Origin of the sequence: Roseomonas elaeocarpi (genome assembly GCF_042433915.1) — a bacterium.
GTDB lineage: Bacteria > Pseudomonadota > Alphaproteobacteria > Acetobacterales > Acetobacteraceae > Roseomonas > Roseomonas elaeocarpi.
Window position 1 is genome coordinate 31,033 of the sequence record NZ_JBHLUN010000009.1, and the last position, 14,725, is coordinate 45,757.

10 protein-coding genes are annotated in these 14,725 nt (G+C 70.0%); 3 read left to right on the forward strand and 7 right to left on the reverse strand.

Annotated elements, in window-relative coordinates; all coding sequences use genetic code 11:
- The first annotated feature begins 85 nt into the window (after positions 1-85).
- Positions 86-787 carry an alpha/beta fold hydrolase gene (locus tag ACFFGY_RS13805; protein ID WP_377045083.1) on the forward strand — a complete coding sequence of 234 codons (702 nt, stop codon included), beginning with the start codon at positions 86-88 and terminating at the stop codon, positions 785-787.
- Between the two features lie 28 nt (positions 788-815).
- Here the strand turns inward: ACFFGY_RS13805 and ACFFGY_RS13810 are convergent, their stop codons facing one another.
- On the reverse strand, positions 816-3,998 hold the full coding sequence (locus tag ACFFGY_RS13810; protein WP_377045084.1) for an efflux RND transporter permease subunit: 3,183 nt from the start codon (positions 3,996-3,998) through the stop codon (positions 816-818).
- A gap of 134 nt (positions 3,999-4,132) precedes the next feature.
- Between ACFFGY_RS13810 and ACFFGY_RS13815 the strand changes: the two genes are divergently transcribed.
- Positions 4,133-5,317, forward strand: coding sequence for an efflux RND transporter periplasmic adaptor subunit (locus tag ACFFGY_RS13815; RefSeq protein WP_377045085.1), 1,185 nt, complete (start codon positions 4,133-4,135; stop codon positions 5,315-5,317).
- 12 nt (positions 5,318-5,329) lie between these two features.
- Here ACFFGY_RS13815 and parE read toward each other — a convergent pair whose 3' ends face one another.
- Together parE and dps are read right to left on the reverse strand one after the other, a co-directional pair.
- Positions 5,330-7,303 (reverse strand): DNA topoisomerase IV subunit B, encoded by a 1,974-nt coding sequence (parE, locus tag ACFFGY_RS13820; protein WP_377045086.1) that lies wholly within the window; start codon positions 7,301-7,303, stop codon positions 5,330-5,332.
- 64 nt (positions 7,304-7,367) lie between these two features.
- Positions 7,368-7,910, reverse strand: a complete 543-nt coding sequence (gene dps, locus ACFFGY_RS13825) for a DNA starvation/stationary phase protection protein Dps (protein WP_377045087.1) — start codon at positions 7,908-7,910, stop codon at positions 7,368-7,370.
- Between the two features lie 403 nt (positions 7,911-8,313).
- On the opposite strand from dps, the gene ACFFGY_RS13830 reads away from it, so the two are divergent.
- Complete coding sequence (locus tag ACFFGY_RS13830; protein ID WP_377045088.1) at positions 8,314-9,534, forward strand: polyhydroxyalkanoate depolymerase; 1,221 nt, start codon at positions 8,314-8,316, stop codon at positions 9,532-9,534.
- Between the two features lie 104 nt (positions 9,535-9,638).
- Here ACFFGY_RS13830 and ACFFGY_RS13835 read toward each other — a convergent pair whose 3' ends face one another.
- The 4 genes from ACFFGY_RS13835 to ACFFGY_RS13850 are packed head-to-tail and all read right to left on the reverse strand — an operon-like array spanning position 9,639 to position 14,686.
- Positions 9,639-10,931, reverse strand: a complete 1,293-nt coding sequence (locus ACFFGY_RS13835; protein ID WP_377045089.1) for an NCS2 family permease — start codon at positions 10,929-10,931, stop codon at positions 9,639-9,641.
- 41 nt (positions 10,932-10,972) lie between these two features.
- Complete coding sequence (locus tag ACFFGY_RS13840) at positions 10,973-11,431, reverse strand: hypothetical protein (RefSeq protein ID WP_377045090.1); 459 nt, start codon at positions 11,429-11,431, stop codon at positions 10,973-10,975.
- Between the two features lie 52 nt (positions 11,432-11,483).
- A complete protein-coding gene (locus tag ACFFGY_RS13845; RefSeq protein WP_377045091.1) occupies positions 11,484-14,078 on the reverse strand; it encodes an HWE histidine kinase domain-containing protein in 2,595 nt (864 codons plus the stop codon).
- A complete protein-coding gene (locus ACFFGY_RS13850; RefSeq protein ID WP_377045092.1) occupies positions 14,075-14,686 on the reverse strand; it encodes a biliverdin-producing heme oxygenase in 612 nt (203 codons plus the stop codon). Before ACFFGY_RS13850 ends, ACFFGY_RS13845 begins: the two co-directional genes overlap by 4 nt.
- Positions 14,687-14,725: the final 39 nt, after the last annotated feature.

A 14,725-nucleotide genomic window follows, 5' to 3' on the forward strand; every position in this document is an offset into this window, starting at 1 on the left:
ACAGGCGGCATATGCGCATCACCTGCAACGAACGCAAGTTTTTCCGCCGCTGGACGGCCAACCGGCCAGCAACTAAGCCCAGGCCGTGCGCCCGACCCTGATCCTGCTTCCCGGCCTGCTCAACGATCGCCGCCTCTGGCAGGCGCAGCGGGAAGGCCTCCGCGACGTGGCCGAGGTAAGGATCGCCGACCTGACCCAGGACGACTCGGTGGAGGCCATGGCCCGGCGCGTGCTGGACACCGCACCCGAGCACTTCCTGCTCGGCGGGTTGTCGATGGGCGGCTACGTGGCGCTGGAAATCATGCGCCAGCAGCCCGCCCGCGTTTCCCGCCTGGCGCTGTTCGACACCTCCGCCCGGCCGGATGCCCCGGAGCAGCGGCGGCGGCGGCAGGGCCTGCTGGCGATCTGCCGCGCCAACCCGCCCGAACGCTTCCGCGGCGTCACCCCGCGCCTCCTGCCGGAACTGGTGCACGCGGACCACGTCGGCGGGCCGGTGGGCGAGGTGGTGATGGCCATGGCGCGGGAACTCGGGCGCGACGTGTTCATCCGGCAGCAGACCGCCATCCTGGGTCGCCCTGACTTCCGCCCGGGTCTGCCGGCGATTGCCGTTCCGACGCTGGTGGCCGTGGGCGAGGACGACCGCGTGACGCCGCCGGAGCGTTCCCGGGAGATGGCCAGCCTGATCCCCGGCGCGCGCTACGGGGAACTCGCGCGCTGCGGCCACCTGCCGCCAATGGAAGCGCCGGAGGCCGTGACGGCGCTGCTGCGCGGCTGGCTGGCGGACTGACCGCCGGGCCGGGAAGGTCTGGGGCCCGTTACTCCGCCGCCGGCGCCGGCTGCGCGCCCGCGTCCGCCGCTGCTTCGCCGCGCGGGCGGCGCCATTCGCGCAGGCGTTCGGCGAAGATGAAGAACGCGGGCGTCACGAAGAGGGTGAGCATCGTCGCCACCAGCAACCCGCCCACCACCGTGGTGCCGATCGAGACGCGCGAATTCGCCCCGGCGCCACTGGCGATGGCCAGCGGCAGCGTGCCCAGGATAAAGGCGAAGGAGGTCATCAGGATCGGCCGCAGCCGCAGCTTCGCCGCGTCCTGCGCCGCCTTCACGGGTTCCTCCCCGTCGCCGACGCGCTCCTCGGCGAAGGCCACGATCAGGATGGCGTTCTTGGCGGCCAGGCCCACCAGCATCAGCAGCCCGATCTGCGCGAAGACGTCGAGCGACAGGCTGCGCAGCGTGAGCGCCAGCATGGCGCCGAACACCGCCAGCGGCACGCTCAGGATCACCACCAGCGGCAGCATCCAGCTCTCGTACTGGGCGGCCAGCACCAGGAACACCAGCACCACGCCCAGCGCGAAGATCAGCGGTGCGAAGCCGCCCGCCTCTTTCTGCTGGTAGGCCGTCTCGGTCCATTCCACCACGTATTCCGAGGGCAGCTCCCGCTGGGCCAGCTCCTCCACCGCCCGCAGCGCCGCGCCGGAGGAAGAACCGGGATCGGGCGTGATCGAGACCTCGTAGGACGGGTAGGTGTTGTAGTGCTGCACCGCCGTCGGCCCGGTCACGAAGCGCAGCTTCACCAGCGTGCCGATCTGCACCGGCTCGCCCTGGCTGTTGAGCACCGTCAGGCGATTCAGGTCCTCGATCCGCTTGCGCGCTTCGGCATCGCCCTGGATGTAGACCTGGTACACCAGGCCGAAGCGGTTGAAGCGGTTCACCAGCGAGGAGCCGACATAAACGCCGAGCCCGTCGAACAGCGTCTGGAGGTTGACGCCGAGCTGTTCCGCCTTCGCCCGGTCGATGTCGAGGAAGTATTGCGGCACGCCCTCGTTGGCGGTGGTGAAGGCCGACTGCACCTCCGGCAGCTTGCCCAGCTTGCCGATGAAGTCGTCCACCACGCCGCGGAAGGCGTCGCGCTCGCCGTTGCCGCGATCCTCCACCTGCAGGGTGAGGCCGCCGCGCGAGCCGATGCCGGGCAGGGGCGCCGGGTTGACGATGCGGATGCGCGCGTCCGGCTCGTCCGCTAAATCCTTGCGCAGCCGGTCGATGATCTCGGTGGAGCTTTCCTTGCGGTCGCTCCAGGGCTTCAGCGTCGGGATCATGAAGCCGTAGAAGGAGGCCGTGGCGTCGGCGATAAAGGAGCGGCCGCCGATCTCCACCGTGTTGAGGACCTGGTCCTCCTTGCGCAGCCGCTCGCTGGCGCGGCGCATCACCGCCAGCGTGCGCTCCTGCGAGGCGCCCTCGGGAAGCTCCACGTTCAGGAAGAAGTAGCCCTGGTCCTCTTCCGGCACGAAGGAGGTCGGGCGGTGCAGGAACATCCAGCCCGTTGCGCCGACCAGCACCAGGAAGCACAGGCCCATCAGCAGGACCTTGCGACCGAGCACGGCGACCGAGCGGACGACGCCCTGGCCAGCCCGGTCCAGCCCGCGGTCGAACCAGCGCAGCGGCGCCCGCAGCCGCCACAGCCAGCCCTTCCGCTCCTGCTTCGCTTCCTCCCCCGACGGCTTGGGCCGCAGCAGCAGCGCGCAGAGCGCCGGCGTCAGAGTCAGCGAGACCACGGCCGACAACCCCACCGAGATCGCGATGGTCAGGGCGAACTGGTTGTAGAGCTGCCCCGTGATGCCGGGGATGAAGGCCACGGGGATGAACAGCGCCAGCAGCACCAGCGTGGTGGCGATCACCGGCCCGACCACCTCGCCCAGGGCGGACCGGGCGGCCTCGGCGGGTTCCTCGCCTTCCTCGATGTGGCGCTCGGCATTCTCCACCACCACGATGGCGTCATCCACCACCAGCCCCACCGCCAGCACCAGCCCGAGCAGGCTCAGCGTGTTGAGCGAGAAGCCCAGCAGCCCCATCGGCGCGAAGGTGCCCAGGATCGAGACCGGGATGGCGATGCAGGGGATCAGCGTCGCCCGCCAGCTCTGGAGAAAGACGTAGGTCACCACCACCACCAGCACGATGGCGATCCCCAGCGTGATCACCACCTCCTCCAGCGCCACGCGCACGAAGGCGGTGCGGTCGGAGGCGATCTCGTAGCGCATGCCGGGCGGGAAGCGCTTCGACAGCTCCTCCATCTGCGAGCGCACGCCGTTCATCACGTCCACGGCGTTGGAGCCCGGGCTCTGGAAGATGCCCAGCGCCGCGGCCGGCTTGCCGGAGAAGCCGGCATCCGTGCCGTAGATCTCGGCGCCGAGCTCCACCCGCCCGACGTCGCGCACCCGCACCACCGAACCGTCCGGGTTGGCGCGCAGGATGATGTCCTCGAACTGCTGCGGGGTGTTCAGGCGCGGCGGGCTGGTGAGCTGCAGCTCGAAGGCCGTGCCGCTGCCCTGCGGCGGCTTGCCGACGGAGCCCGCCGTCACCTGGACGTTCTGCTGTTCCACCGCGGTCATCACCGCCGCCGGATCGATGGCCAGCGCCTCCATCCGCGTCGGGTCGAGCCAGAGGCGGATGGCGAAGCGCTTGTTGCTGTAGTTGTTGACGTTGCCGATGCCGGTGACGCGCAGCAGCTGCTTGATGACCTGGGTTTCGGCGTAGTTGCTGAGGAAGAGCTGGTCGTAGTTGGCGCCATCCGCAGGATAGAGCGCCACGGTCCCCAGCAGCTGCCGCCCGGTCTTGCGGACCTGAATGCCCTGGTTGACCACGGATTCCGGCAGCTGCGCCTGGGCCCGGTTGATGCGCGTCAGGACGTCGGCCGCGGCGGCGTTCAGGTCGTAGCCGACCTTGAAGGTCGCCTCCACCGTGACGGAGCCGTCGTTGGTGGTGTTGGAGGAAATGTAGATCAGGTCCTGCGCGCCGTTGATCTCCTGTTCCAGCGGCGTGGCCACGGCGTCGGCGGCTTCCTGCGCCCCAGCGCCCGTGTAGGTGGCGGAAATCTGGATCACCGGCGGCGCGAAGTCGGGAAATTGTGCGATCGGCAGCACCGTGACGTACACGGCGCCGATCAGCGCGATCACGATCGAGATGACGGCGGCGAAGATCGGGCGCCCGATGAAAAATCCGGCCATGGGCACCTCGCCATCACGGGAAGCGGCCACAGATCCCTATGGCCTCGTTTGGAAACGGTTGGCCCAGAACGCGGTTTCTCCCCTTGTGAGACGCGGCAGAAGCGCCGGCGTCCCGCATCACCCGGAGGTTGAGCGTGAAGCGAGGTGCCTGGTTCCTTCTGGCGGGCGTGGTGGTGCTCGCGGGCGCGGGCTACGCCTGGCACCACTACGGGCTGCCGCCCTTCAGCAAACCCGCCGCCACCGCCTCCCAGCCGGCGCCGGTCGAGGTGCAGACCGCCGAGGTGCGCCGCGAAACCCTGCCCGTCACCACCGAGTACACCGGCACGGTGGTGGCACCGCTCGACGTGGAGCTGCGCGCCCGGGTCACCGGAACGGTGGTGGAGCGCTCCTTCAACCCCGGGGCGGCGGTGAAGCGGGGCGACATCCTGTTCCGCATCGACCCCAGGCCCTTCCAGGCCGCCCTTCTCGCGGCGCAGGCACAGCAGAGCCAGGCGCAGGCGACGCTCGATTTCGCCCGGGAACAGCTGGAACGCTACCGCCCGCTGACCCGGCAGGGCTACGCCTCGGACGAGAAGCTCGATGAGGTGTCGCGCGACCGCGACACGGCCAACGGGCAGCTGCAGGCGGCCCAGGCGCAGATCGCGCAGCAACAGCTGAACCTCGAATACAGCGTCATCCGCGCGCCCTTCGACGGCCGCACCGGCATCACCGACATCGTGCCGGGCGATCTCGTCAGCGCCGACACCACCGCGCTGGTCACCGTGGCGCAGATGGACCCCATCGAGATTCAGGTTGCGCTGTCCTCGGACGACCTGCGCGCGCTGACGGCAGCGCAGGGGCGGAACGAACAGGCCAAGATCCTGCTGCTCGGTGCCGACGGGAAGCCCAATGGGCGCGAGGCCGAGGTCGTGAAGATCGACAACCGCTTCAACCCGCGCACGGCGCGCAGCCTGGTTCGCTCGCGCCTGGGCAATGCCGACGCCTCGCTGACGCCGGGCGACTTCGTGCGGGTGCAGGTACAGGCTGGGCAGCGCGACCGCATCCTGGTGCCCAGCGTGGCGCTGGCCACCCGCCTGAACCAGCGGATCGTCTACGTGGTGGAGGACAATAAGACGGTGCACACCCGCCCGGTGCAGGTCGAGGCCGAGTTCGGCGACAACACCGCGGTGCGGGACCTAGAGCCCGGCACGGTGATCGCCACCAACAACCTCCAGCGGCTGCGCGAAGGGCAGGAGGTCAAGCCGGCCGCGGCCAACGACCGGCACGACGAGGGCCCCGAAACCGCCGCGCGCAACACCGAACGGCCGCGCGGCGGGTGAGGGGAGGCCGGATCAGGCGTCCACGGCCTCGGCATCCAGGCGGGCGGCGTTTTCCTGGATGAAGCGGAAGCGCAGCTCGGGCTTGCGGCCCATCAGCGCTTCCATCAGCTCCGCGGTGTGGGCACGCTCCTCGGGCGGCAGCACCACCTTCAGCAGCGTGCGCTTGCGCGGGTCCATGGTGGTTTCCTTCAGCGACATGGGCGGCATTTCGCCCAGGCCCTTGAAGCGGCTGACCTCGACCTTCTGCGACGGCTTGAAGCTGCGCTTGCGCACCCGGTCCAGATCCGCGTCGTCGCGGGCATAAACCGAGGTCGCGCCGGACTGCAGGCGATACAGCGGCGGCTGCGCCAGGAACACGCGCTCCTGCCGCACCAGCTCCGGCAGTTCCTTGTAGAAGAAGGTCATCAGCAGCGCCGCGATATGCGCCCCGTCCACGTCGGCGTCGGTCATGATGATGACGCGGCCGTAGCGCATCCGCGCCAGGTCGAAGCGTTCCCCCGCGCCGCAGCCCAGCGCCTCGATCAGGTCCTTCAGCTCCTGATTGCCGCGCAGCTTCTCGGTGGAGGCCGAGGCGACGTTCAGGATCTTGCCGCGCAGCGGCAGCACCGCCTGGGTCTGCCGGTCGCGCGCCTGCTTGGCGGAGCCGCCGGCCGAGTCACCCTCCACCAGGAAGAGCTCGGTCGAGGCGGCGTTCTCCGAGGAACAGTCCGCCAGCTTGCCCGGCAGCCGCAGGCGGCGCGTCGCGGACTTGCGCGGCGTGTCCTTCTGCTCGCGCCGGCGCTGGCGTTCCTCCGCCCGCTCGATCGCCCAGGCCAGAAGGTTGTCGGCCGAGCGCGTATCACCCGTCAGCCAGTGGTCGAAGTGGTCGCGCAGGCCCGCCTCGACCAGCTTGGCGGCCTCGGGCGAGGTCAGCTTGTCCTTGGTCTGCCCCTGGAACTGCGGGTCGCGGATAAAGACGCTGAGCATCGCCGCCATGCCGCCGAACAGGTCCTCGGCCGTGACGCTGGCGGCGCGCTTTTCCTTCTTCAGCTCACCGTAGGCGCGCAGCCCCTTCACCAGCGCGTTGCGCAGCCCGGCCTCGTGCGTGCCGCCCAGCGGCGTCGGGATGGTGTTGGCATAGGCGTTGAGGAAACCCTCGCCCTGTTCCAGCCAGGTCACCGCCCATTCGGCGCGGCCCTGCCCGTCGGGGAAGGTGGCCTCGCCAGCCCAGGGGGCGGGCACCACCGGCGAGCGGTTCTCGATCGCGGCCGCCAGGAAGTCGCCGAGGCCGCCCGGGAAGTGCAGCGTGGCGCTCGCCGGCGTCTCGTCCTTGATGATCGCCGGGTCGCAGTTCCAGCGGATCTCGACGCCGCGGTACAGGTAGGCCTTGGAGCGGCACAGCCGGTACAGCCGGGCCGGCGAGAAGGCGAGCGCCCCGAAGATCTCGTCATCCGGCCGGAAGCGGATCGTCGTGCCGCGCCGGTTGTGGACCGTGCCAGCGTTCTTGAGCTTCGTCAGCGGCTTGCCGCGCTCGTAGGCCTGGGTCCAGAGGGTCCGGTCGCGCGCGACCTCGACCTCCATGCGCTCGCTGAGCGCGTTCACCACCGAGGAGCCGACGCCGTGGAGGCCGCCCGAGGTGTCGTAGGCCTTGCCGGAGAACTTGCCGCCCGAGTGCAGCGTGGTGAGGATCACCTCCAGCGCCGACAGCTTCGGGAATTTCGGATGCGGGTCCACCGGGATGCCGCGGCCGTTGTCGCGCACCGTCAGCCAGTTGCCGGCCTCCAGCGTCACCTCGATTCGGTCGGCATGGCCGGCGACGGCCTCGTCCATCGAGTTGTCGATCACCTCGGCCGCGAGGTGGTGCAGGGCGTTCTCGTCGGTGCCGCCGATATACATGCCAGGACGGCGACGGACGGGCTCGAGCCCTTCCAGAACCTCGATATCGGCCGCGGAGTAGCTTTGCGTGGCGGCCCCTTTCGGAGGGCGACCGCCGAACAGATCGTTCATGTTGTGTTCCGGTTCCCCGCCCGAAGGTAGTTCGGGCGGGGCGGAATCGCAACCTTTCCGCGGTTCAGGCGGGGTTGGGCTGGGTGCCGTGGCCGTGCAGATGGGCTTCCAGCATCCAGAGCTTCTTGTCGATGGCGCGCGACAGCTCGGTCAGCAGGTCGGCCGTGTCGGCGTCACCGGCGTCGTCGGTCTCGTCGATGCCGTCGCGCAGCGCCTTGCCGACCTGGGCGTAGCGGTCCGCCAGCTCCTTCACGTGGCCGATGCTGTCCAGCAGGTCCGCGGGGTAGGGGGGCAGGCGGCTGGTGGTGAGGTTCTGCGTCACGCCGTTGGCCACGCCGCCCAGCAGCACCATGCGCTCGGCCAGCAGGTCGGTTTCCTCGTTCAGGGCGTTGTAGAAGCCCTCCAGCATCTCGTGCAGGCCGATAAAGTTCGTGCCCTTCAGGTTCCAGTGGGCCTGGCGGGTGCAGTTGTAGAGGTCGATGCCGTCCACCAGCAGGGCCTGCAGCGTGGCGAGCGAAACGTTCTTGGCGTTCTCGCCGACGCTGTTGCGGGTGGGCCAGCGGGTGCCGGAAAAGCCGGTGTCGCCCTTGCCGGGGTGCTTAGCCATGGTTCGAAGCTCCTTGAGGGGCTGATAAGGATTTTGCGGGACGCCGTTCGCGTCCTCCTCCGCGCCAGCGCGAGCGGACGACGAAGGTTGCATCGGGGATGCCATGGCGGCGGTGGACAGCTGCCATGCGGTGGTGCCCGCTTGAACCAACCTCCTCCGTCGATTTTACAGCGTAACGGTACCGCGCGGATCGAGGGGCTCGGCACTTGCCATGCCAGCGCGTGGAACCGGCGGGCCGGAGTGTTGCAACTTCGCCCGCTGGCGGACCCTTGTCGTTCGCACCGCGAAAAAACCTTCGCTATGCGACTCGGGATGCCCATTTATGATCAGAACGATCGGTGCATCTCGGGCCTGGGTAGCCCCGTTACCCGGCTGGTGCGCACCAACGGAGAGCGGCTGCAAGATGTTCCAGTACGACTTGTATCAGGCGCAGCAGGACTTCCTTGCGCCGTTCCAGACAGTGGCCGCCGGAACCAGCAGACTTCTCCGCCAGTTCGACCGCACCGTCCCCGAAGTCTTTCAGCTCCGCCAGTGGGCGGCCATGCTCGACATCTTCGGCGGGGCCCGCACCACGCATGTCCGGCCGCCTTTCGGCTTCACCGAGGTGACCGTGGGCAACCAGACGGTCGCGGTGCGTGAGGAGGCGACGCACCGCACCCCCTTCGCCACGCTGCTGCACTTCCGCAAGGAGCTGGACCAGCCGCAGCCGCCGGTGCTGCTGGTGGCGCCGATGTCGGGCCACTTCGCGACCCTGCTGCGCGGCACGGCTGCGACCATGCTGCAGCACTACGACGTCTACATCACCGACTGGCACAATGCCCGGGACGTGCCGCTCGCGGCCGGGCAGTTCGGCTTCGACGACTTCGTGGAGCACATCCAGACCTTCCTGGAGGCCATCGGCCCTGGCGCCCACGCGGTGGCCGTCTGCCAGCCCGCGGTTCCCGTCTTGGCGGCCGCCGCGCTGATGGCCGAGGAAGACCATCCCTGCCGCCCGCGCAGCCTGACGCTGATGGCGGGCCCGATCGACACGCGCGTGAACCCGACGGCGGTGAACCACTTCGCTACCGAACATTCCATCGAGTGGTTCGAGCAGCACCTGATCGATCAGGTGCCCTGGCGCTTCGCCGGTGCCGGCCGGCGCGTCTACCCCGGCGTGCTGCAGCTCTGCGCCTTCATGAGCATGAATCCGGACCGCCACCAGAAGGCCTACGAGGACCAGTTCCGGCACCTCGTCTCAGGCGACGAGGTGCCCGCCCTGGCGCATCGCCGCTTCTACGACGAGTACATGGCGGTGATGGACCTGCCGGCCGAGTTCTACCTCCAAACCGTCCGTTCGGTGTTCCAGGATCACGACCTGGCCGAGGGCAAGCTGCGGGTCAACGGCCGCCTGGTGCGGCCGGAGGCCATCCGCGACACCTCGATCCTGACGGTGGAAGCGGAGCGGGACGACATCTGCTCGATCGGCCAGACCGCCGCCGCGCTGGAACTCTGCCGCAACGTTCCGGACAGCCGGAAGCGCAATCACGTCCAGGCCGGTGTCGGCCACTACGGCGTGTTCAACGGCCGGCGCTGGAACAACGAGATCTACCCCATGGTGCGGGAGATGATCTCCGCCGCCGGCTGACCCGGCGCCACACGAGGCCTGCGCCTCCAGCGGCAACCCCGCCCGGCATGGCCGGCGGGGGTGCGTTCCGGCCGGGGAGGGAGCCCCCGGCCCTGTTCGGCCCGTCAGCCGGCGCCCAGGGTGAACTTCACCGCCGACAGCAGCGCGATCAGCCAGACGGCGCCCGAAACCTGCCCACCCTTGCCCGCCAGCAGCTTCACCACAGCGTAGGTGATGAAGCCGAGCCCGATCCCCGTGGCGATCGAGAAGGTAAAGGGCATCGCGACCGCGGTGACGACCGCCGGCAGGTAGTCCGTCAGGTCGTCCCAGTTCACGTCGCGCAGCGACTTGGCCATCAGGCAGGCCACGAAGACCAGCGCCGGCGCGGTGGCATAGCCCGGGATCGAGGTCGCCAGCGGCGCGAAGAACAGCGTCAGCGCGAAGAGCACCGCCACCGTGACCGCCGTCAGCCCCGTGCGCCCGCCCGCCTCGATGCCCGCCGCGCTCTCGATGTAGCTGGTGGTGGTCGAGGTTCCGAGCACCGAACCCATAATTGCGCCGCCGCTGTCGGCCAGCAGAGCGCGGCCCAGGCGCGGCACCGTGCCGTCCGGGTTCATCAGCCCGGCGCGGTGCGTGGTGCCGATCAGCGTGCCGGCATTGTCCAGCAGATCCACGATAAAGAAGGTGAACACGATGCCGGCGATGCCCAGGCCGAGCGCGCCCGAGATGTCGAGCTGTAGGAAGGTCGGCGCCAGCGAGGGCGGGAAGGAAGCAATGCCACCGAAGCTGGTCAGGCCGAAGGGGATGCCCAGCGCCGCCGTGACGAGGATGCCCAGGATGATCGCGCCCGGCACGCGCCGCGCCACCATGCCCGCGATCAGCAGGAAGCCGATGCAGGACAGCAGCGTCTTCGTCGTGGTGAGCGTCCCCAGGTTGACCATGGTGGCCGGGCTCGCCACCACCACGCCCATGCCCTGAAGCCCGATCAGCCCCAGAAAGAAGCCGATCCCCGCCGCGATGCCGAGCTTGAGCGAGAGGGGGATGGTGTTGATCAGCCATTCCCGGATGCCGATCAGCGACACCGCCAGGAAGATCACCCCCGACACGAACACCGCGCCCAGCGCCACCTGCCAGGGGATGTGCATCCCGCCCACCACGGCGAAGCTGAAGTAAGCGTTGAGCCCCATCCCCGGCGCCAGCGCGATCGGATAGTTCGCGAGCAGCCCCATCAGCAGCGAGCCGATCGCCGCGGCCACGCAGGTCGCCACGAAAGCGGCGCCGTGGTCGATGCCGGCCGCCGCCATGATGCCGGGGTTCACCACGACGATGTAGACCATCGTCAGGAAGGTGGCGAAGCCGGCCGCGATCTCCGTGCGCGGCGTGGTGCCGTGCTCGCGCAGGCCGAAGAACGAGTCCAAAATCCGAATCCCCCTTGAGACAGCGCTGCCATGTCATGGCATCACCAGGGGCGAGGCAATTGCGATCCGGCGAGTTTACGGCAACGCGCCGCGGTCCAGGCCGGCCTTGCAGCCAGATTGGGCAGCGAGAGCCCCGTCCAGCCGGTTCCCCGGGCATGTCCCTCGCTACGCATCTGCCGGATGCGCAGGCGCTCCGCCGCATCGAGCCGCCGCGGTCCCGGCGGATCGAGGTTCCTGCGCAGCGAGGTGGTGAGCGTGACCACGAGGCAGCGCAGGCCGGCGCGCCGGAGCCGGCGGCGAACGGCGGCGACCTCCAGCGGAAGCAGCGGATAGGTCAGCACCAGGGTCCCGGGCCCGCCCGCCCGTGCCTCCGCCAGGCGCAACAGGCCCAGCCGCCGGCGGCGCCAGCGCTCCGCCGGTGCCACGTCCGGTGCGACCGGCAGGTCATCCCCGTCCTGGAACAATCCCCCGGGCAGCTGCTCGGCCAGGACGCGGCCCACGGCGGTCTTGCCGCACCCGATCGGTCCGCGAAGCCACAGGACCCGCAAGCGGTCAGCCGGCCTGATGCACCGTCAGCAGCGCCGCCAGGGCATCGGCCGCGTCGTCGCCGCTGTAGGGCTTGGTCAGCACCTTCAGCCCGCGAAACCGCTCCGGCAGGGTCGTCGCCGCGTCGAAGCCGGTGGTGAACAGGAAGGGGACCTTCCGCTCCCGCAGCACGTCGGCCACCGGAAACACCGTTTCACCGTCGAGGTCCACGTCCAGCAGCGCCCCGTCCAGCGCCTCCGTCACCGCGAGGCGGATGGCCTGGGTCAGGTTGGCGGCCGGGCCCGCCACGCTGGCGCCCCGCTGTTCCAGCGCGTCGGCCACCTGCATGGCCACGAGCGCGCCGTCCTCCACCACCAGCAGCCGCTTGCCCTCGAGCGAGGCGAGCGGGATCTCGGCCGGCCGCGGCGGCTCCGGCGCCGCGGCGGGCAGCGAGGAGTCCACCAGCTGCTTGAGCGGGATGGTCACCACGCAGCGCAGGCCCGCCGGATCGAAGTCGAGCTTCGAGGTGCCGCCCAGCTCGTAGCTCAGCCCGCGTTCCACCACTGTGGAGCCGAAGCCGCGCCGGGTCGGCTTGCGCACCGTGGGGCCGCCACTCTCGATCCAGTCGAGCACCACCTCGCCGTCACGCACCGACCACACCACCGAAACCCGCCCCTGCGGCACCGACAGCGCGCCGTACTTCGCGGCGTTGGTCGCGAGCTCATGCAGCGCCAGGCTCACCGCCAGGGCGGCCTTGGGCTTCAGGCGCAGGGTCGGCCCGGTGATCACGGCGCGGTCGGCCTCGCTCGCGCGATAGGGCCGCAGCTCCTCCTCGATCAGCGCGCGCAGGTCGGCGCCTTCCCAGCGCGCGGTGGTCAGCAGGCTGTGCGCCACCGCCATGGCGCGGATGCGGCGGTCGAAGTCGTGGACGAAGTTCTCGAGGTTGCCGGCGCCGGAGCGCGTGTGCCGCACCAGCGCCTGGATATTGGCCAGGGTGTTCTTCACCCGGTGGTCCAGCTCGGCCATCAGCAGCTCCTGCTGCTCACGCGCCCTGGAGCGTTCCTGCGTGACCTGGTCGATGCGACGCAGCACGACCTCCAGCAGGCTGACATGCAGCGCCTGCGCCGCCTCGACCTCCACCGGACGCCAGGGGCGGGAACGGCCACGCACCGTCTCGGTCCAGGCCGCGAAGGAGGAACGCGGCGTCAGCGTGGCGCCATGCGGGCCGTGCTCCACCGGCTTGTCGGGGTTGCCGGCCCAGTGGATGGTCTCCACCACCTCGGGCCGGAACCACAGGATGAAGTCGAGCGGGTCGCGGCTGACCGACAAGGCCAGCACGCCGCTGGCGATGCCGCTATAGGCCGCGGCGGGCGGGTAAACCTCGGACAGCCGGTCCAGCGCCACCACCCCGTCGCCGGCAATCTCGCTCAGCCAGGCGGCGAGCTCGCGCACCTCGCGCTCGGAGGGGGTGTTGCCGCCGGCCGAATACTGCCCGTCGATCCACAGCGCGACGCCCTCGGCCTGAACGTAGTCCAGCAGGTTCGGGCGGTGGCGGATCAGCCCTTCCGCCAGCTTCTCCTCGGCCGCCATGACGTTCACGAGATGCTCGTGCACGTGGCGCATCTTCAGGCTGTAGGCGTGCTCCTCGCGCTGCTCGATCGCTTCGAGCTGCAAGGAGAACATCTGGGCGAACAACTCGCAGGCCGTGCGCAGCGACGGCGCTAGGTGCCAGGGGCGGCGATGATGGCAGGCGATCAGGCCCCAGAGCTTGCCGCCGCGCACCACCGACATCGACATGGAGGCCTGCACGCCCATGTTGCGCAGGTACTGGAGGTGGATGGGCGAGACCGAGCGCAGCGCGCAGTCGGACATGTCCAGCACCGCCCCGGTGAGGGGGCTGACCGCCGGCACCAGCGGCTGCGGCACGTAGGTCGCGTCGGGGATCAGCCGCAGCCAGTTCCGCAGATACAGCTGCCGCGCCTGCTTCGGAATGTCCGAGGCCGGGAAGTGCAGGTCCATGTAGGAACCGATGCCCTCCGCCCGCGCCTCGGCGATGACCGACCCGGTGTCGTCGGGCAGGAAGCGGTACAGCATCACCCGGTCGAAGCCGGTGACCGTGCGCACCTGCTCCACCGCGGCCTGGCAGAAGGTCTTCGGCGTGTCGGCGCCCTGGAGGTGGCCCATCATCGCCTGCACCAGCGACAGGGCGTTGGGGCGCAGGTCCGGCCCCGGCAGGCCGAGGCATTCCAGCTCCACCACCAGCCCCGCGGCCTGGCTGCGCACCTGCGCGTCGAAGCGGCGCCCGGGGGCGAGTTCCAGCGCCTCGAAGTTCCACATCGGCAGGCCGCCGCCGGGCGACAGCGCCGCGGGCCGGCGCAACGCCGCCGCGACAGCCTCGCCCAACAGCTCGGCCGCCGAAAGGCCGTGCAGGCTCCCGAGAGGTCGTCCGATCAGCCCCGCCGCGTCGCCGGCCGCCTGCAGCACCCGGTGGTCGGCCGGGTCCAGCACCAGCAGGAGCCCGTGCGGCTGGATGGCACCGGGGACCTGAATCGGCTCGCGATCGCAGTTGGTCGTGTCCAGGGCGAGGTCACGGTCCGTGGATCGCTGGTCGTTCAGGCTCATGCACGTTCCGCTGCGGACATGGGGGACAGGAGTGGCGCCAGCCGGGCTTCGAGGTCAAGGAAAGTCCGGACCGCCGCCTGCACGGCCGCCTCCGTATCGAGACAATGTGTTTCCAATGCATTGCGGAAGCGGCGCCAGCTCTCGCCGACGGGCGGGCGGCCATGCGCGGCATGAAAGGCGCCGCCTTGCTCCGCCGTGATGCCGAGCCGCTCGCGCGCCTGCCGGAAGATCACCTGCCCGCCCAGCGCCGCGCCCTCGATCACGTAAAGGGCGCCGAAGGCGGCCGAGCGCGACGGGTAGGGGGCGGGGGAGGGTGCGTCCGGCGGCGCCTGGATGGGCGCTTCCCCGAGCACCTCCAGGTCGCGCCGCAGCAGCGGCGCGCGCCATGTCGCCACCTCGGCATCGAGGCCGGCCCCGACCCAGTCGAAGCCCCGTAGCGACGCCTCGACGGGCGCGATCCCCGACAACATCGCCGACAGCAGGCGCCGGTAGGCCTGGTGGTCGCTGGTGCTCCGGTCGAGATCAACCAGCCGGTCGAGACGTTCGTGCAGCGGTGCCGTGGCCTGCCGGAGGGCGGTCAGGACGGCCGGATCTGATGTCTTGTTCAAGATAGCGCAGATTGTAGCGGGCCCGGCGCCGGAGCGCCA

Excerpts from the sequence above, each read along its gene's own strand:
- dps (WP_377045087.1), bottom strand. The coding sequence starts at position 7,910 with ATGGCTAAGCACCCCGGCAAGGGCGACACCGGCTTTTCCGGCACCCGC.
- ACFFGY_RS13845 (WP_377045091.1), bottom strand. The coding sequence starts at position 14,078 with ATGAGCCTGAACGACCAGCGATCCACGGACCGTGACCTCGCCCTGGAC.
- ACFFGY_RS13810 (WP_377045084.1), bottom strand. The coding sequence starts at position 3,998 with ATGGCCGGATTTTTCATCGGGCGCCCGATCTTCGCCGCCGTCATCTCG.
- ACFFGY_RS13830 (WP_377045088.1), top strand. The coding sequence starts at position 8,314 with ATGTTCCAGTACGACTTGTATCAGGCGCAGCAGGACTTCCTTGCGCCG.
- parE (WP_377045086.1), bottom strand. The coding sequence starts at position 7,303 with ATGAACGATCTGTTCGGCGGTCGCCCTCCGAAAGGGGCCGCCACGCAA.